The organism is Peribacillus sp. NPDC096622, assembly GCF_044762665.1.
Classification (GTDB): Bacteria; Bacillota; Bacilli; order Bacillales; family DSM-1321; genus Peribacillus; species Peribacillus frigoritolerans_B.
In genome coordinates this window covers 245,110-264,015 of sequence record NZ_JBIWES010000001.1, presented here as the reverse complement: position 1 = coordinate 264,015, position 18,906 = coordinate 245,110, and the positions used below count along the sequence as shown (strand labels likewise).

The following is an 18,906-nucleotide window of genomic DNA, read 5'->3' as shown; positions in this document are numbered from 1 at the left end:
ATATCTTCATTAAATAATAATTTTAGAAAAGTGATAGCCAATTCCTTTCCTTCCATTTTCGCGCTTTACCACATGTAACATGGAGGAAAACGGTTAAATATGGCCTGTAAATGGAGGATATGGTAATGAAGCATCTTTTACTTTTTACGAAACAAATACATGATTATTCGGGGAAAATATTATATATCAATCTTATTTGTATGATTTTAATAGGCTTTTTAGAAGGCGTAGGAATTTTCTTATTGATCCCATTGATTGGATTGAGCGGTGTAATGGACATAAACACGGATGACGTTCCTTTCTTAAGCTGGATTAATGGATTATTCACAGGAATTCCGGAAACCCTCAGTCTTTTATTAATACTTGGTGTTTATGTGATATTAATGGTCGGACAAAGTGTATTTAAGCGGAATCAAACAATCTTGGGAGTTAAAATCCAACAAGGTTTTGTTAGAAAGTTAAGGGATGAGGCGTATGGCAGTCTGCTGCAGGTCAATTGGGGATTTTACTTAAAAAAGAGGAAATCCGATATTATCAACATCATGACAAATGAAACCTTCAATGTAAGTGCAGGGATAAATTTATTTTTACAGTTTATATCTTCTCTTATTTTTACTTTGATTCAAATCGGAATAGCTTTTTATTTATCTGTTCCAATGACGAGTTTTATCATAGCCTTTGGGGGCATTCTCATTTTTTCGTCACGGAAATTTGTGAAAAAGTCTCAGTCTATTGGAAAGGAAACCTTTCAGCTTACACAAACCTATTTAGCGGGCATGACTGATCATCTCAACGGAATGAAAGATATCAAAAGTAATTCACTAGAGGACTCTCATTTGAATTGGTTTCTGTCTTTAAGTGAGAGAATGGAAAAAAACAGAATCAAGTTAACGACTTTAAATACGACGTCCCAAATGATCTTCAAAATTGTATCTTCCGTCTTAATTGCCATTTTTGTGTTTTTTTCGATAAAGATGTTCTTGGCCCAGCCAGCTCAACTAATGCTGATAATGGTTATTTTTTCAAGGTTATGGCCAAGGTTTACTAGCATTCAATCAAATTTAGAGCAAATAGGATCTACGCTTCCATCTTTTAAAGCGTTGTCGGATTTACAAAACGAATGTAGAGCTGCAAGAGAGTTATATGAATCCGATTATAAAAATATCATGCCTATTGAAATTAAACGAGGGTTGGATTGCCGTAATGTTTATTTTAGTTATGATCAAAAAGAGAGCACATATGCCCTGAAAAATATAAGCATACACATTCCCTCTAACTGTATGACCGCTATTGTAGGACGATCAGGTGCAGGGAAAAGCACCTTAATAGATATATTAATGGGATTGAATCACCCTAATAGGGGCGAAGTCAGAATAGATAATGTTCCCCTTACTAATGACCGATTATTATCACTGCGGAGGTCCATAAGTTATATCCCGCAAGATCCATTTCTCTTTAATGCAACAATAAGGGAAAATTTGCTGATCATTGACCCTGATGCAAGTGAGAAATCCATATGGGAGTCTTTGGAGTTCGCGGCAGCTGATGAGTTTGTCAGTAAGCTTCCACAAGGTCTGGATACACTCATTGGTGACCGGGGTGTCCGACTGTCAGGAGGGGAAAGGCAGCGTCTAGTGTTAGCCAGAGCGATCTTACGTAAACCGGCCATCCTGGTATTGGATGAAGCGACGAGTGCTTTGGATACGGAGAACGAAGCGAAGATTCAATCCGCTATTGAAAGATTAAAAGGAAAAATGACCATCATCGTCATAGCTCACCGATTATCGACGATTCGCAATGCCGATCAAGTGCTGGTCATGGATCAGGGAGAAATCATACAGGTCGGCGAATATAACAAGTTAGCGAATGAAAAAAGAGGAATGTTTAGCAGTTTATTAGGTATCCAAATGGAATCAAGTGTGTAAATATTTACGAGAGTTTACGAACAGTCAGGTTACAGCCCATCTTATGGTTTGTAATGCTGGCTTTTTTTCTTGAGGAGAATTAATAAAACTGAATTAATTATTCGGAAGTTATTTTTTCAGAATAGTAAATGGGAGTTAATTTGAGCGGTGATATCTCTATTTTATATAAAAGTGTTTTAAAGAAAACGCAATATAACAGCGTTTTTCCATTGTGATGTCATTTTTTGATGAAAGATGCTGAAAAATGACATAAAAAAACGAATAATATTATGAGCTATTATTACGTTTTTAAGTATAATTAACATTAATATAGTTTTAATTAAGGGGAAATGTTTTAGGGCAAGATTGTTTATTTAGTACCATGGAAATAGGATTCAAGAGATTTATTAATCTTGGTTAATAATAATGTGAAATATTATTGAGAAAATTAAACCTATTGAAAAATAGGGACGCAAAATTACAGGTCTAAGGCTACATGCTAAGACGGCTGTATTACCACAAGTTGGGTGGGATTTATCATGGAAGCTAACAATGAACGGGAAGAATGGGTTTATCTAATTTTAGAGGCTAAAAATCTAGGATTATCTATTGAAGATGTGCGGAAGTTCATAAAAGGAAAATGAAATATCAGGGGATAAAAATTATGTTAGAGGAGGCTGTTATACAGTCTTCTTTTTTTGTTTCCATTCCCGGAAATTACAAAGGTATCTAAAATAAAGAACATGGTGATAATAATAAAATTGCAACCTAATTGAGAGGGATTCTTATTATGGATGGTCTTAATGCTTTTATAAAGGGATTAATATGGGGAACTTTATTCAGTATACCACTATGGTTGTCATTTATTGGTTGGATAAAAATAATAATGACTATTATCAAGTAAGCGCTTAATAAATTAGATAAATAAAATGATATCTAGGCAGGATTTAACAGGATGATGATAGAATTTAGTTATTATACATAGTGCGTTAGTCGTAACTTTCTTTGAAATTAAGAAATATATCCTATAAAAAAATAGTTAATAATACTTAAGGATTTTTGGTTATGTGCCGATACTAATTATAGAGATCAAGCAAAGGGACTTCGCAAAGGCGATGTCAGATAGCAGCCATCAAAATATAAGGAGATTATTTGATGACAAAAAACAAATTTATTACGTTCGAGGAAGTTTATGAAAAGAAACAGAGAAGCAAGAAAATTTTTATAGGGACTTATATTACTATTACTTTAGTATTGATTTCATTAATGACTTATTTTATGGGACAAGCATAATATGGAGTGTCGAGGGGCTGAGGAATCGGCCTTTTTTTGTTTTCTTTAAATCACATAAATAATTTAGTTTTACTAGTATTCCTTTCTACTAATGTTTAGTAATTGTTAATTTTCTGTGAATTCTCTATTGCTAAACGAGTTTCCTCTTGCCAATCCCTACTATATATGTGATTATCAAATAAGTGAGCTATATTCCTTATTTTTGAAAAAAGGATTAGGACAACAGTATGAATGGTGGCTCAATTATATATTGGAGTGGAAATTTCAAATGGATTTTTTTGATATTTTAAAAGACACTTTTGCAAAAGGAGAGTCTGGTCAGGATATTACAGTAAATGAACTTGTGGAAGAGATTAAGGAGAAATTAAGCGGGATCATTGAAGAACCTGGTAGTATATGATTCGTAGATACTTCGTCACAATCTTATTGATTTTGGGTGATTGGAAACTAACCGGTGGCCGTACCCCTTTATGGCAGGATGCCATGCTGGACATGTTTGGCGTTTGCTAGGAAGCTTCTTTTCTTGTTTCGATGAAGAAGCCGCCATTGAATCTGAAGAACTCATAGGGCTACATATTATGAAGGAGCATGTCTATAACATGCTTCTTTTTTGTTGTTTATGAATGATAACCTGTGTTGCGCGAGGAGAAAAAGTAAGAACCTAATAAATATTTTACACAGTATATAGATTTGTAGACTGATTAATAAAGTAAAGAACTGGGGTCTGGATTAGGTTGGGAGGCAGCATAAACTAGCCTATGAAATACCAGAGTTACACAGGTCTTCATTTCTCGCTATGGGATGTTTATTTTGGAACAAAATTGCTATGTCGTAAAGGAAAAAGGCGAATGGTGTTTGCTATGGGATTAGTTAGAATAGATTCCTCTCCTTTTTCAGGCTCAAGTTCGTTTTATTGAAAAGGGAGAGGCGATGCTCTCATGTAATGGCGAAAAGAGTTACTTCTCATGAAACATATTTCATTCTTGAACGGTCACTGATGGCTTTCAGAATAAACATTTTGTCCTGTTTGCTTAGCATAGCCCAGCTGCCTGCTTTGATTTTCATTTAAATCCACTCCTTTTGTTTAAGATCATTTATTATAGTTGATGAATGATGGTTGATGGAATTCCGGGTCCAAAGAATAATTAGTGTCAAGTGATGATAGGGGCAAGGGGAAGATGGAATTGTCAGCTCATATTAGATTATACCGTCTTTTTATGCCTAATAAACAACAAATATTCCAACAAATCTCTACAATTGGTGTTCGTTTTTTGTCAGAATATTGGATGTGGAAAATGAAAAAGCTGTCAGGATGCGGGTCCGGACAGCTCTTACATTTTTTCTTATTTGATGGATAATTGTTCTTTTAATTCGGATTGAACCTTTTCTTTTTCTTCATCCGACACAATATTATAGTAGACTCCGTCGATTTTCGTTCCATTTCCTGGAATGGTTGCTTGGGTTATGCTTTTGCTTGCGTCCCTGTAGTTCTTTTGGATGTCCATCATGTCATCAAACGTCAAATTCGTTTGGATATTTTTACTTAATGCATCGAAAACATCATCATATTTTGTCAGCGATGAAAGGCTAGCGCCTTCCTTGATGACGGCCTCGATGATGGCACGTTGTCTGGATTGACGGCCATAATCACCGTTAGGATCTTCATACCTCATTCGCGAATATTTAAGTGCATCTTCTCCATTAAGATTAATGCTTCCCTTTGCAAAATGGACGCCTTCATAAGTGAAGTCCAAATCGTTTTGCACGGTCACGCCGCCGACTGCGTCAACGATATCCTTAAAGCCTTCCATATTGATCTTCATATAATAGTCGATTGGGATATCCAGGAAGTTTTCAACGGTATCCATGGACATTTTCGCGCCCCCGAAGGCAAATGCATGGTTGATTTTATCTTGTGTCCCATGACCGACGATCTCCGTCCGTGTATCACGCGGAATGCTTAGCATTTTGACCGATTTGTTTTGTGGATTGACTGTCAAGACGATCATTGTATCTGAACGGCCTTTGTCGCCATCACGTTCATCGACACCGAGCATGAGCATTGAGAAGGGCTCCTGATCTGAGAGTGCAAGGTCTTTCGTTCGTTTATCCGTGGTACGGTCTATTGGTGTATGCATCGTGTCAACGGTTTTTGTCAGTGAATTCCATACGGAGTAAGCAAAGGCTCCTCCAGCTAGTATAAAAAGTAGGACAATTATACCAACTATCTTCAGCCATGTCCGTTTCTTTTTCTTCTTTTTTTCATGTCTCATAGTTTACTTCCTTCCTCTTTTTGTAACCACTTCATCTATTATATTTAATTTCATAGTAAAAGAATAGTATATTTTGCTATTTTATAATACCTTTGGCATATTTTAGTGAAACTTAACTAGAATAATTCTTCATTTAAAGTTTTTTGCTAAAGGAGTGGCTGATCGGAAAATCTCCACTTCTCTGGTTATTGGTTGTGCAATTTGGCCTAGTGTTTATTTCTTTTTTAGATTACAGATAATTGTTGCATAGCTTTTTTTATATTGCGCTTGGGTAATCATGATCTTACAGCCAGCTTTACTGCCCTTGATGTTTGAAGTGGGGAAGATTTAGGGGGTGTTAGGGGCCAATGGATAATTCATTCGGATTAACGATGGTGAGATCATCTCCAAGGAAACTGTCGAGGGTCTTCGTGAATCTAGTGGGAAATCAGTAGTCGGTTGGCTAAAGGGAAATCATAGCTAAATGAAGGAATAATAAAATAGCTTCGGAAAAGATTCCGATGCAAGGAGAAAAAAACTTTGAATCTAATAAATTTGACCAAGTAAAATGGATTCCTAAAAATTTCCGAATGAATGAATGAATTTTTACTTCAAAATGGGTGATAAGCAAAGTCCCTATTAGAAAGAAGGCGCATATATATGCAATACGGATATCCCTAAAGAATTAATAAATAAATATTGGAGGCTAAAGCATAAATGGAATATTTAACTGAAAGTTCATCATACGACGAAAGTAATTCAACGGAAAGTTCATCATACGAAAGTGATTCAGCGGAAAGCTCATCGGTCGAGGGCGATTCAGCGGAAAGCTCATCGTACGAAAGCGATTCAACGGAAAGCTCATCGGTCGAGGGCGATTCAGCGGAAAGCTTATCGTACGAAAGCGATTCAACGGAAAGCGCAGCGGTCGAGGGCGATTCAACGGAAAGCTCATCCGACGAGGGTGATTCAACGGAGAGCTTATCAGAAGATGAAAGTAGTTCAACTGAAAGCTAATCAGCTTTAACAAATAGTTAAATTAGAAAGAAGATTTCCTTTAAAATGGGTGATAAGCAAAGTCCCTATTAGAAAGAAGGCACATATATATGCAGTACGGATATCCCTAAAGGATAAATAAATATTGGAGGTTAAAGAATAAATGGAATATACAACGGAAAGCTCATCGTACGAAAGCGATTCAACGGAAAGCTCACCGTACGAAAGTGATTCAACGGAAAGCTCACCGTACGAGAGTGATTCAACGGAAAGCTCATCGTACGAAAGTGATTCAACGGAAAGCTCATCGTACGAAAGTGATTCAACGGAAAGTTCATCAGATGAAAGCAGTTCAACGGAAAGTTCATCAGATGAAAGCAGTTCAACGGAGAGCTCATCAGATGAAGGCATTTCAGATGAAATCCTTTCCGAGGCCGCAGAAGAAGAAACTGAAAATTCAGCCGAGGGTGAGGAGAATGGCAGTCCTCGTCGTGTGAATATATTTAAGAAAATGTGGCTGGATAATATGATTAAAGCATCGAAGGGTATCTATAAAGACGAAGATTGACCATAAAGGTACAGCAACCAAAGAGTTGTTGTGCCTTCTTTTGTATAGGGACATGCCGCTAGACTCGTAATGGACATATCCTATTACGCTAGGGTTGTAATCCATTTACTAGATTCGAACAGCCTGATTTTTCTGCGGCTAATAGTGTGCGGATTACAGTCTGGAAAAATCTGGATTTAAACGTTGTAAAATTTATCGGTCTGGAATCATATATTGAAATGTTTCTGCGGGAAAAATTAGCCAAGCAAGGCGATTCAAAAGGAATTTAGCCTAAGCGGTTCCTTACTAAGAAAGGCCTGGCCGGAGCGTTTGGCTGACAGTTGTACATACTTCATGTGGATGATTTGGATACAATGGCTTACTGGTGGTTTTTAACTGAATATGGGTCAATATATAGAACTAGATTTTAATTTAAATGAAATATAGCTGTACACTTTTCTGTATACAAACCAATATTCTTGTCGTGCTCAATTTAGTTATGCATTCGCAGATTATTAGTATGAGGCATGTTAAATGTTTTCATTTTCCACAATAAAAAACTCCGGATTTGAAGTGATCCGGAGTTATTTCTTTTTCTCGATATTTTCATAGACCGAGGCAAGGGCTTGTTCGAATTTCCCGCTCTTTTTCGGTTTGTAGTATTTTTTGCTGCGCAGTTTGTCCGGTAAGTATTGCTGCTTCACCCAGCCATTTTCGTAGTCATGCGGATAAAGGTAGCCGATGCCGCGGCCGAGTTCTGTGGCCCCTTTGTAATGGGCATCCTTAAGATGATCTGGTACATCGCCACTATGGCCGCTGCGAATGTCTGACAGAGCTGCATCAATTGCGACAATGGCCGTGTTCGATTTAGGTGATAGGCATAACTCGATCACTGAGTTGGCAAGTGGAATCCGGGCTTCAGGGAAACCGAGCCGTTCAGCGGCTTCGACTGCAGCGAGGGCCCTGGGACCAGCCTGGGGATTGGCAAGAGCTACGTCTTCGTAAGCGATGACTACCAAGCGGCGGGCAATGCTTACAAGATCGCCGGCTTCGACCAAGCGCCCCAAATAATGAAGGGCTGCATTCACATCACTGCCGCGAATTGATTTTTGGAAAGCCGACAGAACATCATAATGGGCATCTCCATCCTTGTCATGCGAGAAGCTTTTTTTCTGCATGCATTCCTCGGCAATTTGCAGATCTATATGAATCGTTCCGGACTCATCGGGTTCGGTGGAGATGACGGCGAGCTCAAGTGCGTTAAGGGCACTGCGGACATCTCCGTTCGAAGCAGTCGCGAAATGTGTAAGGGCATCAAAGCTGACCTCGGTTTTATACGCACCAAGTCCACGCTCTTCATCATGAAGGGCCCGTTCCAGCGCTTTGGTTATATCATTGGTTACCAATGATTTGAGCTCGAAAATCTGGCACCGGCTTCTGATGGCCGGGTTGATGGCATGATAGGGATTGCTGGTCGTTGCACCGATCAAGGTGATCATCCCGTTTTCAAGATAAGGCAATAGGAAATCCTGCTTCGCCTTATCGAGCCGGTGAACCTCGTCAAGCAGCAGAATCACTTTACCGGACATCTTAGCTTCGGCTGCCACGATTTCCATATCCTTTTTATTATTGGTCACCGCGTTCAGCGTCCGGAAAGCAAACTTCGTGCTTCCGGCAATCGCACTTGCAATCGATGTCTTGCCAATTCCCGGCGGACCGTACAGGATCATGGAAGAAAGCTGTTTGGCTTTCACCATCCTTGCGATAATTTTTCCTTCACCGACCAGATGCTCCTGCCCGATGATCTCATCAATCGATCGAGGCCGCATCCGGAAAGCAAGCGGTTTAATGTTCATTGCGCACCTCTCCTTTTTATATAAGGTATCACAACTGATGGGGGAAATGCGCTGATTATGCTGTAAAAGGGGGGGATTTCCTATTATGGTGGTCCCTTTGGGGATTTAATTTGTCTGTAGGATTTATAAATCGACCTAACCTCACGATAATCCGGCTGTCCTAGCAAATAATTCGATCTATCCCCAACATCAATCGGTTACATTTCATTCTTTATTTTCACTTTTCCTACCTCTCCAATTAGGATAATTTGACAAAGGAAGGGCGGGTGAATGCATTTCCGGCGGGAATATGCTATAATTTCAAAAGAATTTAGAAACGGATAAATAATTTGAGGTGTATATGTATGAAGATATCTACTAAAGGCCGTTATGGTTTGACGATCATGATCGAGCTTGCAAAACATTATGGAGAAGGCCCGAAGAGTTTGAAATCGATTGCCCAGACGCATAATCTGTCGGAGCATTATTTGGAGCAGCTGATTGCGCCGCTTCGTAATGCGGGGTTGGTGAAGAGTGTCCGCGGTGCGTATGGCGGGTATGTCCTTTCTAAAGATCCTCAGGAGATTACTTCGGGTGATGTCATTCGTGTATTGGAAGGGCCGATTACGCCAGTTGAGGGAATTGAGGATGAGGAGCCGGTGAAGCGTCAGCTTTGGATCCGGATTCGCGATGCTGTGAAGGATGTATTGGATAATACGACGCTTATGGATTTGGCAAGCTACAAGGATACGGGTGAAATCGATTCTTATATGTACTATATTTAAGTGATTAGCAATGCGCCTATTATGTAGGCGCTTGCGTTTTTTAATGGAGGCGACGAAAAAGTGGACAGAATATATTTAGATCATGCTGCGACTTCACCGATGCATCCGAATGTGATCGATACGATGATGAGGGTCATGAGCAATGATTTCGGAAATCCGTCGAGCATTCATGCTTTCGGACGGGAGGCGCGCCATGTTTTGGATGAGGCGCGTGCGAGCATTGCAGCAAGCATCGGTGCTGGGCGGAATGAAATCATTTTCACGAGCGGCGGAACCGAGGCTGATAATACGGCGATCATTGGTGTTGCGAATGCTTATAAAGAACAAGGGAAGCACATCATCACGACGGAGATTGAGCATCATGCAGTCTTGCATACTTGCCAATACCTTGAGAAGTCTGGCTTTGAGGTCACATATTTACCTGTGAATGAAGCGGGGCTTATTTCAATTGCCGATTTAAAGGCGGCATTGAGGGACGACACGATTTTGGTTTCGGTCATGTTCGGCAATAATGAGGTTGGCACGATCCAGCCGATTGCTGAAATAGGGCAGGTGCTCAAGGGTCATCAAGCCATTTTCCATACGGATGCGGTTCAGGCATATGGTTTGATCTCCATCGACGTTCATGAGTTGGGTGTGGATTTGCTGAGTGTTTCCGCGCATAAAATCAACGGTCCCAAGGGAATCGGCTTTCTTTATATTCGTGAAGGATTGAAGCTGAATCCGCATTTATATGGCGGGGAACAAGAACGCAAGCGCCGTGCTGGTACGGAGAGTGTGCCGGCAATTGCCGGTTTTTCAGAAGCGGTTTTAATTGCACAAAGCACGATGGAAAAGAAAAAGGAGCAATACAATCGATTTAAAGACGTATTGCTTGCCGTCTTTGATGAGGCGGATGTACAATATGAAATTAACGGATCTATGGAACAGTCGCTGCCGCATTTGCTGAATGTTAGTTTTCCGGGTACGAATGTGGAATCGATGCTCGTTAATATGGACTTGGCAGGTGTTGCTGTATCGAGCGGATCCGCTTGTACTGCCGGGTCAATCGATCCGTCGCATGTGCTTGTGGCGATGTTCGGGAAAGATTCGGAGCGGACGAAGAATTCGATTCGTTTCAGCTTCGGTCTGAACAACACGGAAGAGGAAGTAAGGCAAGCGGCTGAAACCACCGTGAAAATAGTTAATAGATTAGTGAGAAGATAATTCTTACTTTAAATAAATGAGGTGACAGAATGAGAAAAGCACCACAGGACACCCGCGTCGTCGTGGGTATGTCAGGAGGCGTGGATTCTTCTGTGTCTGCCCTGCTATTGAAGAATCAAGGCTATGATGTGGTCGGGATTTTCATGAAGAACTGGGATGATACGGATGAACACGGAGTCTGTACGGCAACGGAAGATTACAATGATGTAATTGCCGTTTGTAATCAAATCGGCATCCCTTATTATGCGGTCAATTTTGAAAAGCAGTATTGGGATAAAGTTTTCACTTATTTCTTGGATGAGTATAAAGCGGGCCGTACCCCGAATCCGGATGTAATGTGCAATAAGGAAATCAAGTTCAAGGCTTTTCTTGAACATGCGGTAAGCCTTGGTGCCGATTACGTGGCTACAGGTCATTACGCACAGGTTGAATACCGGGATGGCGAATACAAAATGCTTCGCGGTGTCGATAATAATAAAGATCAAACGTACTTCTTGAACCAGCTTACTCAAGAACAATTGGAAAAAGTCATGTTTCCGCTTGGACACATTGATAAGAAGGAAGTACGTGAAATTGCGAAAGAAGCGGGCCTTGCCACGGCAACGAAAAAAGATTCTACAGGGATCTGTTTTATCGGTGAACGCAATTTCAAAGAGTTTTTAAGCAATTATCTCCCAGCTCAGCCCGGTGATATGGTCACGATGGATGGCAAGGTAATGGGCAAGCATGACGGATTGATGTATTACACGATCGGTCAGCGTCACGGTCTGGGGATTGGCGGCAGCGGCGAACCTTGGTTTGTTGCGGGAAAAGACTTGAAGCGCAATGTACTATATGTGTGTCAAGGCTTTGATAATGATGTGCTGTATTCGAATTCCCTTCGTGCAGTGAATGTCAGCTGGGTAGCGGAACATACGCCTGCTGATGAATTTACATGTACGGCAAAGTTCAGGTACCGTCAAGACGATAGCGGTGTTAAGGTGAAGGTCTTGGAAAATGGTGATGTCGAAGTCATCTTTGACGAGCCAGTCCGCGCGATCACACCAGGACAAGCAGTCGTATTCTATGATGGTGAAGTGTGCCTTGGCGGCGGTACGATTGATGAAGTATTTAAAAAAGGTGAAAAACTGACTTACGTAGGGTAAAATAGGCATGTCCCCAGCTGTGTTTGCGGTTGGGGACTTCTTTTGGATTGCGGGTGTACCGCCTGAATTCGACCACTGGCTTATGCTATACTTTTTAATATAAAAATGGAGTGTGAATGGATATGGATAAGAATCAACAAGGAATTGAATTTATGCAGCAAGGGAAATACGAAGAAGCGGCGAAAGTTTTTAATGAAGCGATCGAGGAAAATCCGAATGAGCCTGTTGCCTACATAAACTTTGGGAATGTATTGACTGCCGTGGGTGAAACGGATAAAGCGGTCAAGTTTTACAAAAAGGCGATTGAGCTGGATGAAAATGCAGCAGCGGCATACTATTCATTAGGAAACTTGTATTATGAATCCGATTCTAAACTGGTCGAAGCGAAGGATATGTTTGAAAAGGCCATCCGTTTGGGACTGGATAACAGCGATGCTTACTTCATGCTTGGATTGACATTGATGGCGTTGGATCAACCGAAATTGGCGATGCCTTATCTACAGAGAACGGTGGAGCTGAGCCCTGAGGATGTTGATGCGAGATTCCAATATGCACTATGTCTTGCTAATGCGGAATTGTATGATGAATTGATCAATCAACTGAATTTAGTTGTGGAACAGGATCCGGGCCATGCGGATGCTTATTATAATTTAGGCGTTGCGTTTGCAGGGTATCGTGAGGATGCGAAAGCCGCGATGGGTTATTTTAATAAGGCTTTGGAAGCACAGCCTGACCATATGCTTGCTGCCCATGGTAAGAAACTGTTGGAAGAAATGAATGCTGAGTAAATAAAAAGCATATGCATGGAAAGGTGGGGAGAAGCGTTGAGCCAGCAAGATTCATTGGATTTGTTTTCAGAAGAGAAAATGTTCATGAAAGGAAGTCATTTAGTGACGATTTTTCATAATGAAGAAAATATGTACTCGGTTGTAAGAATTCGTGTGCATGAAACGAATCTGAATTATGAAGAAAAGGAAGCGGTCGTAACAGGTTATTTTCCAAGGATGCATGAGGATGAGATCTATATTTTTTATGGGGCCATGAAGGAACATCCGCGTTTTGGGCTTCAATTTCATGTAGAGCATTTTCGTAAGGATCTGCCTCAATCCAAGGAAGGCATCGTCAGTTATTTATCAGGTGACCTTTTCAAGGGCATCGGGAAAAAAACAGCCGAAAGCATTGTTGAGACACTGGGTGAAAAGGCCATTTCAAAAATTCTGGCTCAGCCTTCGCTACTTGATGATATCCCGAAGCTATCCGGGGAGAAGGCAAAGGGCCTATATGATACATTAGTCGAGCATCAAGGTCTGGAGCAGGTGATGATCGCCCTGAATCAATACGGCTTCGGTCCGCAGCTGTCGATGAAGATCTATCAAATGTATAAGCAGGATACGATCACGATGGTTCAGGGAAATCCGTATAAGCTCGTAGAGGATATTGAAGGGATTGGGTTTGGACGGGCGGATGAGCTTGGGCATCAGCTGGGCATTTCCGGCAGCCATCCCGACCGGATCAAGGCTGCGTGTTTGTATACGCTTGAATCCCAATGCCTCCAGGACGGAAATATCTACATAGAAGCCGAGCAGCTTTTGGAAGCGGTCAAACGGCTGCTGGAGGAAAATAAGCGGGATCGCATTGAGTTCACGAACATTTCCTCGGAAATAATCGAATTGACGCAAGAAGGGAAAATAGTTGTCGAGGATCAGCGAATTTATCCGCCTTCGCTATTCTATTCGGAAAAGGGAATCGTGATGAACATCAAGCGGCTGCTTGCTCAAACCGAGTATGAGGACCAGTTCCCCGAATCGGAGTTCTTGCTGGCACTTGGGGAGCTGGAAGAGCGGCTGGATGTTTCCTATGCCCCGGCCCAAAAGGAAGCGATCCAGACAGCCCTGCAATCACCCATGTTAATCTTGACGGGGGGACCGGGTACCGGTAAGACGACAGTCATCAAAGGCATCGTTGAGCTATATGCAGAGCTGCATGGTGTATCCATGGACATTAACGATTATAAAAAAGAAGGAAGCGATCCATTTCCATTCGTACTTGCGGCTCCTACTGGCCGTGCAGCGAAACGCATGGCCGAATCGACTGGGCTCCCCGCAGTTACGATCCACCGTTTGCTGGGGTGGAACGGGAGTGAAGGCTTTTCCCATGATGAGGATAATCAGCTGGATGGCCGTATCGTGATCATCGATGAGGTTTCGATGGTGGATACGTGGCTGGCCCATCAATTGTTTAAAGCTCTGCCGGAAAATGTCCAAGTGATATTGGTTGGTGATGAGGATCAGCTGCCATCTGTTGGCCCTGGGCAGGTTTTAAAGGATTTGCTTGCATCGAATTGTGTACCGACTGTCAGTCTGGAACATATATATCGTCAAGCTGATGGCTCATCGATCATTGAATTGGCCCATGAAATCAAAAAAGGAAGGCTTCCGGATGATGTCACGAAACAGCAAGAAGATCGATCGTTCATCCGCTGCCAAACCAATCAAATCCCCCAAGTAATCGAGAAAGTGGTAGCCAATGCCAGGACGAAAGGCTTCACGGCCAAGGATATACAGGTGCTGGCTCCCATGTATAGAGGGCCTGCTGGGATTGATGCACTGAATAAAATGCTTCAGGAAGTGTTCAATAGCAATGCGAGTGAAAAGCGGCGGGAAATAAAATTCGGAGATGTGATATACAGAACGGGAGATAAGGTGCTTCAACTGGTGAACCAGCCAGAGGAGGGTGTCTTTAATGGCGATATGGGGGAAATCGTGTCCATATTGTTCGCAAAAGAAAATACCGATCATGTCGATAAAGTTATCATATCGTTCGAAGGCATCGAAGTGACTTACACGAAACAGGATTTGAACCAGATTACACATGCATATTGCTGCTCCATCCATAAGTCGCAGGGAAGCGAATTCCCGATCGTCATTCTACCTGTAGTGAAAAGTTATTACCGGATGCTCCGCCGTAATTTATTGTATACGGCGATTACCCGCAGTAAAAATTTCTTGATCCTATGTGGTGAAGAAGATGCCTTCCGTTTAGGGATCGAGCGTAATGATGAGATGCGCCGGAAAACGACTTTGCGTGAAAAGCTGCGGGAGATTTTGAGTGAAGAGGAAATGCCGGTGGAAAAGGGAGAGGTACATCAAGAGGCAAGTTATCTTGATATTCTTATGCATGCTGACCCGATGATCGGGATGGAGAATGTCACGCCATATGATTTTATGTAGGTTCTTTTTGATATATTTTGTTTAAAATTCATGGTTTTGGTGGAACTAATAAGGATATAACTTATAGTGAGCAGGGGGGATTTGATGAAAAAAGGTTGGATAATCGGGATAGTCGTTGCCGTTTTACTGGTCATTTATGGGGCATCTTCGTATAACGGACTTGTAAGTGCCAGTGAAGACGTCGATAATAAATGGTCACAGGTGGATAACCAATTAAAACGAAGAGCGGATTTGATTCCGAATCTTGTTGAAACGGTGAAGGGTTATGCCGCTCATGAAACGGAAGCCATTAAAGCGGTGAGTGATGCACGCTCGAAGCTGGCCGGTGCCAATTCGACCGAAGATGCGATTGAAGCCGATCAAGAATTGAGCGGGGCCTTGAGCCGTCTTTTGGTTGTTGTCGAGAACTATCCGGATTTAAAGGCCAATGAGAACTTTAAGGGTCTCATGGATAGTTTGGAAGGAACGGAAAATCGGCTGACGGTAGCACGAAAAGACTATAATGATGAAGTTACCAACTATAATAAGATGATTAAACGCTTTCCGAAGAATATGATGGCAGGAGCGTTCGGGTTCGATGCCAAACCATATTTTGAAGTGACCGATCAAGAAAAAGAAACGCCAAAGGTTGATTTCGGGAGCGATAAATAATGAAAAAACTCGCTGTGTTTGCGCTATTCTTCATTCTCACGTTCAGTTTAGCAAACGTGGCCACAGCACAACCTAACATTCCTGAACCAGTTGGGGATATATATGTTCAGGACTTCGCCGGAGTCCTGGATGATCAGGAAAAATCCGAACTCATCGAACTTGGGAAACGACTGGATGATGCCACAAAAGCGCAAATTTCCGTTTTGACGGTTGATTCGATGGAAGGATCCGAGATCGAGGAGTACTCGGTCGAAGCGTTAAGATCATTCAAACTTGGTGATGCCGAGCTGAATAATGGAGTCCTCATTGTGCTAGCCATGGAAGAACAGAAAATCCGTATTGAAGTGGGGTACGGTTTGGAAGGGGCCATTACCGATATAAAATCTGGACAGATTTTGGACAATGTGGCTATCCCTGCGCTGAAAGAGGGCAAATATGATGTTGCCCTGACGGAAACCTATAAGGCCGTATATAACGATGTCACGAAAGAATACAACCTGGGTGACGAGTTTTATCAAGATCTCTCCGTCCAGTCTGAGTCAGAAACCTTTCAGCCATCAGGTTTACAGATTTTCCTCATTATCATCGTTGTCATCATCGTATTCATCCTCGATGCCAAGTTCTTTAAAGGGTTTTTCCTTCAAACGCTAATCAATATCCTTTTGATATTCATCAGTCGCGGAGGTGGCGGCGGCCGTGGAGGCGGCGGCGGTCCACGGGGCGGCGGCGGAGGAAGTTCCGGTGGCGGAGGTGCCAGCAGGGGCTGGTGAAAGCAGGTGGATCTGACCGGGAAACCGGTCTTTTTTTATGCATGGCACCTGTATTGGACCAACAATGGAAAACCTTTCAGCACATCTATTTTCATTAGTAAAGAGATAATAAAAATGTTCGGAAAGGCGGGATGACCTTGCGGACGTTTTCTTTATTGAAAGGAATGCCGGTTTTTACAATCAAAGGAGAAAGAATCGGCACGGTCCACGATTTATCAATTTCTGAAATGGGACAGGTAACAGGCTTGGTCGTTCATCAGCAAGCATTGTTCAAAAGAGCTTTTCATTTGAAACTTGACGATATTTCTTCATTCGGTCCAGATGGGATCGTCATCAGCCAACAAGATTCGACCTTAAGGAAAGTGCCTGCGGATTCCATTTGCCTATCGAAGGACGAATTATTGGGACGCATGCTGTTTTCAGAAATGGGCGAAGAACTTGGTTTACTGCAGGATGTATATTTCAAGGAAAAAATGGGCACGATTATAGCGTATGAAACAACGGATGGGTTTTTCTCGGAGTCGACAGTGATAGAATCAAAACAGCCGCCTGCATTAGGGAAGGATACCATCATTGTTTCAGTTTATGAACAGTGAGGTGTCCATTTTGGAAATTAAATGTCCGAATTGCCGCAGTAAAGATGTTGGGAAGATTGGCGTAAATCAATATTATTGTTGGAATTGCTTTATTGAAATGACTCTGTCCGAAGGGCTCATCAATACACACCAGGTCGAGGAAGATGGAAGTTTAAGCTCATTGGACGATTTGTTTGAGGAGAATGACCGCCGCTTCAGTATGTAATTAACGGAAGAGGTGTTTGCAATGGCTAGACGTTCACGCAATACTCTAATGAATATGGGTTCGGACTTGATGAACTCGAAGATGATCAAACGGAACATGAAGAAAATACGCAAAAGATTAAAGTCATTATTATAGCAGGAATGGGTGTCCTGATAATGAGGGCACTCTTTTTTATGTATGAAAACCTTCCGCCTTTCGAAGAATAAATGAGCGGGAGGTGTTTATTGTGAGTATTCGTCTAAAGTGGTTTTATCGCCTGGGTTTTTTATTGCTCTTATTTTTCGTCATCTATATTTTTATGAAACTTAAGCCCATGTGGGGACCTGCTGTTACTGTATGTGTGACGGTACTGCTGCCTTTTTTGATCGGTGCGTTCATCAGTTACTTGCTGCACCCTGTAGTGGAATATTTAAATGAGAAAGGGATGCGTCGCTGGCTTTCGATAACGATCATCTATTTATTGTTTTTCGGGGGGATCGGTTTTGCTGTTTATAAAGGTATTCCAGTGATCGTCAGCCAGGTTCGCGAGCTGTCGGAAAGCGTGCCGGAACTGGTTGAACAGTACCGGGGCAGGATTGATAAGCTCAATCATCAAACGGCGGCCTGGCCGTTCGGGATTCATGAAAGGTTCGAAGAGGGTGTCACCCTTTTCGAAGGCTGGCTGAAGCGTATTCCTGAAAAGGCGATGGAGTATGCAATGAAGATGATTGATTTCATCGTCCTGATTGCGTTGATTCCATTCATTGCTTTTTATATTTTGAAAGATTTCACCGTTTTAAAAAAAATGGCATGGTATATGACCCCGAAAAAATGGCGCAAGCAGGGACGGGCATTCGTTCGTGATGTCGATGCGTCGCTTGGCGGCTATATCCGCGGACAAATCATCGTCTGTGTCGTGATCGGTTTGATTTCCTCGCTGCTCTTCTGGATAGTCGGAATGAAATATCCGCTTCTTTTGGGGGCGATAATCGGGATAACGAATGTCATTCCGTATTTCGGGCCGATTATTGGGGCCATTCCTGCTGTGGTCATCGCCGCGACAATGTCAGTTAAAATGGTGTTGATCATCGCGGTCATCGTGCTTGTACTTCAATTTCTTGAGGGAAATATCCTGTCACCGCTAATAGTCGGTAAAAGCCTCCATATGCATCCGCTGTTCATCATGCTTGCATTATTGACCGGAGGCGAAATAGGCGGTATCGCGGGCATGGTCCTTTCGATTCCCATCTTGGCTGTGTTGAAAGTTTTTGTACTTCATGCCCGCGTTCACTTTAGAAAGAAGCCGCCCCTTATTGACAAATAAAAGTCTTGTGAATATAATCCATAACATAAGATAATTCGTTGAAGGATGAAGTATGCTGAAGTCCATCTAAAGAGAGGGGTCCCCCAGGCTGAAAGGGACTGCCAGGTGAAGAGCAGCAGAAAGCTAGTCCTGAGAGCAGCTAATACCTGCCGTCATGCCGCGTTAAGGCTTTTATGAAGGTGATGGGC

General features: G+C 42.1%; 17 protein-coding genes and 1 riboswitch. Of the genes, 15 read left to right on the top strand and 2 right to left on the bottom strand.

Features of this window, described 5'->3' with window-relative positions:
- The first annotated feature begins 125 nt into the window (after nucleotides 1-125).
- From ACIQYG_RS01240 to ACIQYG_RS01230, 3 genes are all read left to right on the top strand, one after another.
- Nucleotides 126-1,925, top strand: a complete 1,800-nt coding sequence (locus tag ACIQYG_RS01240; protein ID WP_402835139.1) for an ABC transporter ATP-binding protein — start codon at nucleotides 126-128, stop codon at nucleotides 1,923-1,925.
- A gap of 416 nt (nucleotides 1,926-2,341) precedes the next feature.
- A riboswitch (cyclic di-GMP riboswitch) is annotated at nucleotides 2,342-2,425 on the top strand.
- Nucleotides 2,426-2,443: 18 nt separating this feature from the next.
- Nucleotides 2,444-2,548: an anti-repressor SinI family protein gene (locus ACIQYG_RS01235; RefSeq protein ID WP_283915243.1), complete on the top strand. Its 105-nt coding sequence runs from the start codon at nucleotides 2,444-2,446 to the stop codon at nucleotides 2,546-2,548.
- Between the two features lie 917 nt (nucleotides 2,549-3,465).
- Nucleotides 3,466-3,597: a YwzD family small protein gene (locus ACIQYG_RS01230; RefSeq protein WP_402835137.1), complete on the top strand. Its 132-nt coding sequence runs from the start codon at nucleotides 3,466-3,468 to the stop codon at nucleotides 3,595-3,597.
- A gap of 943 nt (nucleotides 3,598-4,540) precedes the next feature.
- Here the strand turns inward: ACIQYG_RS01230 and tagU are convergent.
- Nucleotides 4,541-5,470: a polyisoprenyl-teichoic acid--peptidoglycan teichoic acid transferase TagU gene (gene tagU, locus ACIQYG_RS01225; protein ID WP_402835136.1), complete on the bottom strand. Its 930-nt coding sequence runs from the start codon at nucleotides 5,468-5,470 to the stop codon at nucleotides 4,541-4,543.
- 696 nt (nucleotides 5,471-6,166) lie between these two features.
- Here tagU and ACIQYG_RS01220 point away from each other — a divergent pair.
- Nucleotides 6,167-6,466 carry a hypothetical protein gene (locus ACIQYG_RS01220; protein ID WP_402835135.1) on the top strand — a complete coding sequence of 100 codons (300 nt, stop codon included), beginning with the start codon at nucleotides 6,167-6,169 and terminating at the stop codon, nucleotides 6,464-6,466.
- Nucleotides 6,467-6,608: 142 nt separating this feature from the next.
- Nucleotides 6,609-7,013: a hypothetical protein gene (locus tag ACIQYG_RS01215; protein ID WP_402835134.1), complete on the top strand. Its 405-nt coding sequence runs from the start codon at nucleotides 6,609-6,611 to the stop codon at nucleotides 7,011-7,013.
- 563 nt (nucleotides 7,014-7,576) lie between these two features.
- Here ACIQYG_RS01215 and ACIQYG_RS01210 read toward each other — a convergent pair.
- Nucleotides 7,577-8,848: a replication-associated recombination protein A gene (locus ACIQYG_RS01210; protein WP_402835132.1), complete on the bottom strand. Its 1,272-nt coding sequence runs from the start codon at nucleotides 8,846-8,848 to the stop codon at nucleotides 7,577-7,579.
- 344 nt (nucleotides 8,849-9,192) lie between these two features.
- Between ACIQYG_RS01210 and cymR the strand changes: the two genes are divergently transcribed.
- The 10 genes from cymR to ACIQYG_RS01160 all read left to right on the top strand — a co-directional run bounded on the left by cymR (nucleotide 9,193) and on the right by ACIQYG_RS01160 (nucleotide 18,718).
- Nucleotides 9,193-9,612, top strand: a complete 420-nt coding sequence (gene cymR / locus ACIQYG_RS01205; RefSeq protein ID WP_034308657.1) for a cysteine metabolism transcriptional regulator CymR — start codon at nucleotides 9,193-9,195, stop codon at nucleotides 9,610-9,612.
- Between the two features lie 60 nt (nucleotides 9,613-9,672).
- Nucleotides 9,673-10,818, top strand: a complete 1,146-nt coding sequence (locus tag ACIQYG_RS01200) for a cysteine desulfurase family protein (protein WP_402835131.1) — start codon at nucleotides 9,673-9,675, stop codon at nucleotides 10,816-10,818.
- 29 nt (nucleotides 10,819-10,847) lie between these two features.
- Entirely contained in the window at nucleotides 10,848-11,963 is a 1,116-nt protein-coding gene (gene mnmA, locus ACIQYG_RS01195) for a tRNA 2-thiouridine(34) synthase MnmA (protein WP_402835130.1), read from the top strand.
- Between the two features lie 122 nt (nucleotides 11,964-12,085).
- The gene (locus ACIQYG_RS01190) at nucleotides 12,086-12,751 is read left to right on the top strand and encodes a tetratricopeptide repeat protein (RefSeq protein ID WP_402835129.1); all 666 of its coding nucleotides are present in this window, start codon (nucleotides 12,086-12,088) and stop codon (nucleotides 12,749-12,751) included.
- Nucleotides 12,752-12,787: 36 nt separating this feature from the next.
- Nucleotides 12,788-15,193, top strand: a complete 2,406-nt coding sequence (gene recD2, locus ACIQYG_RS01185; protein WP_402835127.1) for an SF1B family DNA helicase RecD2 — start codon at nucleotides 12,788-12,790, stop codon at nucleotides 15,191-15,193.
- A gap of 81 nt (nucleotides 15,194-15,274) precedes the next feature.
- Entirely contained in the window at nucleotides 15,275-15,844 is a 570-nt protein-coding gene (locus tag ACIQYG_RS01180) for a LemA family protein (protein WP_402835126.1), read from the top strand.
- Nucleotides 15,844-16,614, top strand: a complete 771-nt coding sequence (locus tag ACIQYG_RS01175; protein ID WP_402835125.1) for a TPM domain-containing protein — start codon at nucleotides 15,844-15,846, stop codon at nucleotides 16,612-16,614. The genes ACIQYG_RS01180 and ACIQYG_RS01175 overlap by 1 nt, the downstream gene beginning before the upstream one ends.
- 137 nt (nucleotides 16,615-16,751) lie before the next feature.
- Entirely contained in the window at nucleotides 16,752-17,210 is a 459-nt protein-coding gene (locus ACIQYG_RS01170) for a PRC-barrel domain-containing protein (protein WP_133352890.1), read from the top strand.
- A complete protein-coding gene (locus tag ACIQYG_RS01165; RefSeq protein WP_063233024.1) occupies nucleotides 17,200-17,415 on the top strand; it encodes a hypothetical protein in 216 nt (71 codons plus the stop codon). Before ACIQYG_RS01170 ends, ACIQYG_RS01165 begins: the two co-directional genes overlap by 11 nt.
- A gap of 226 nt (nucleotides 17,416-17,641) precedes the next feature.
- On the top strand, nucleotides 17,642-18,718 hold the full coding sequence (locus ACIQYG_RS01160; protein WP_402835123.1) for an AI-2E family transporter: 1,077 nt from the start codon (nucleotides 17,642-17,644) through the stop codon (nucleotides 18,716-18,718).
- The last annotated feature ends 188 nt before the right edge of the window (nucleotides 18,719-18,906 follow it).

Excerpts from the sequence above, each read along its gene's own strand:
- ACIQYG_RS01215 (WP_402835134.1), top strand. The coding sequence starts at position 6,609 with ATGGAATATACAACGGAAAGCTCATCGTACGAAAGCGATTCAACGGAA.
- ACIQYG_RS01240 (WP_402835139.1), top strand. The coding sequence starts at position 126 with ATGAAGCATCTTTTACTTTTTACGAAACAAATACATGATTATTCGGGG.
- cymR (WP_034308657.1), top strand. The coding sequence starts at position 9,193 with ATGAAGATATCTACTAAAGGCCGTTATGGTTTGACGATCATGATCGAG.
- mnmA (WP_402835130.1), top strand. The coding sequence starts at position 10,848 with ATGAGAAAAGCACCACAGGACACCCGCGTCGTCGTGGGTATGTCAGGA.
- ACIQYG_RS01220 (WP_402835135.1), top strand. The coding sequence starts at position 6,167 with ATGGAATATTTAACTGAAAGTTCATCATACGACGAAAGTAATTCAACG.
- tagU (WP_402835136.1), bottom strand. The coding sequence starts at position 5,470 with ATGAGACATGAAAAAAAGAAGAAAAAGAAACGGACATGGCTGAAGATA.
- ACIQYG_RS01235 (WP_283915243.1), top strand. The coding sequence starts at position 2,444 with ATGGAAGCTAACAATGAACGGGAAGAATGGGTTTATCTAATTTTAGAG.
- ACIQYG_RS01210 (WP_402835132.1), bottom strand. The coding sequence starts at position 8,848 with ATGAACATTAAACCGCTTGCTTTCCGGATGCGGCCTCGATCGATTGAT.
- ACIQYG_RS01230 (WP_402835137.1), top strand. The coding sequence starts at position 3,466 with ATGGATTTTTTTGATATTTTAAAAGACACTTTTGCAAAAGGAGAGTCT.
- ACIQYG_RS01175 (WP_402835125.1), top strand. The coding sequence starts at position 15,844 with ATGAAAAAACTCGCTGTGTTTGCGCTATTCTTCATTCTCACGTTCAGT.
- ACIQYG_RS01190 (WP_402835129.1), top strand. The coding sequence starts at position 12,086 with ATGGATAAGAATCAACAAGGAATTGAATTTATGCAGCAAGGGAAATAC.
- ACIQYG_RS01165 (WP_063233024.1), top strand. The coding sequence starts at position 17,200 with ATGAACAGTGAGGTGTCCATTTTGGAAATTAAATGTCCGAATTGCCGC.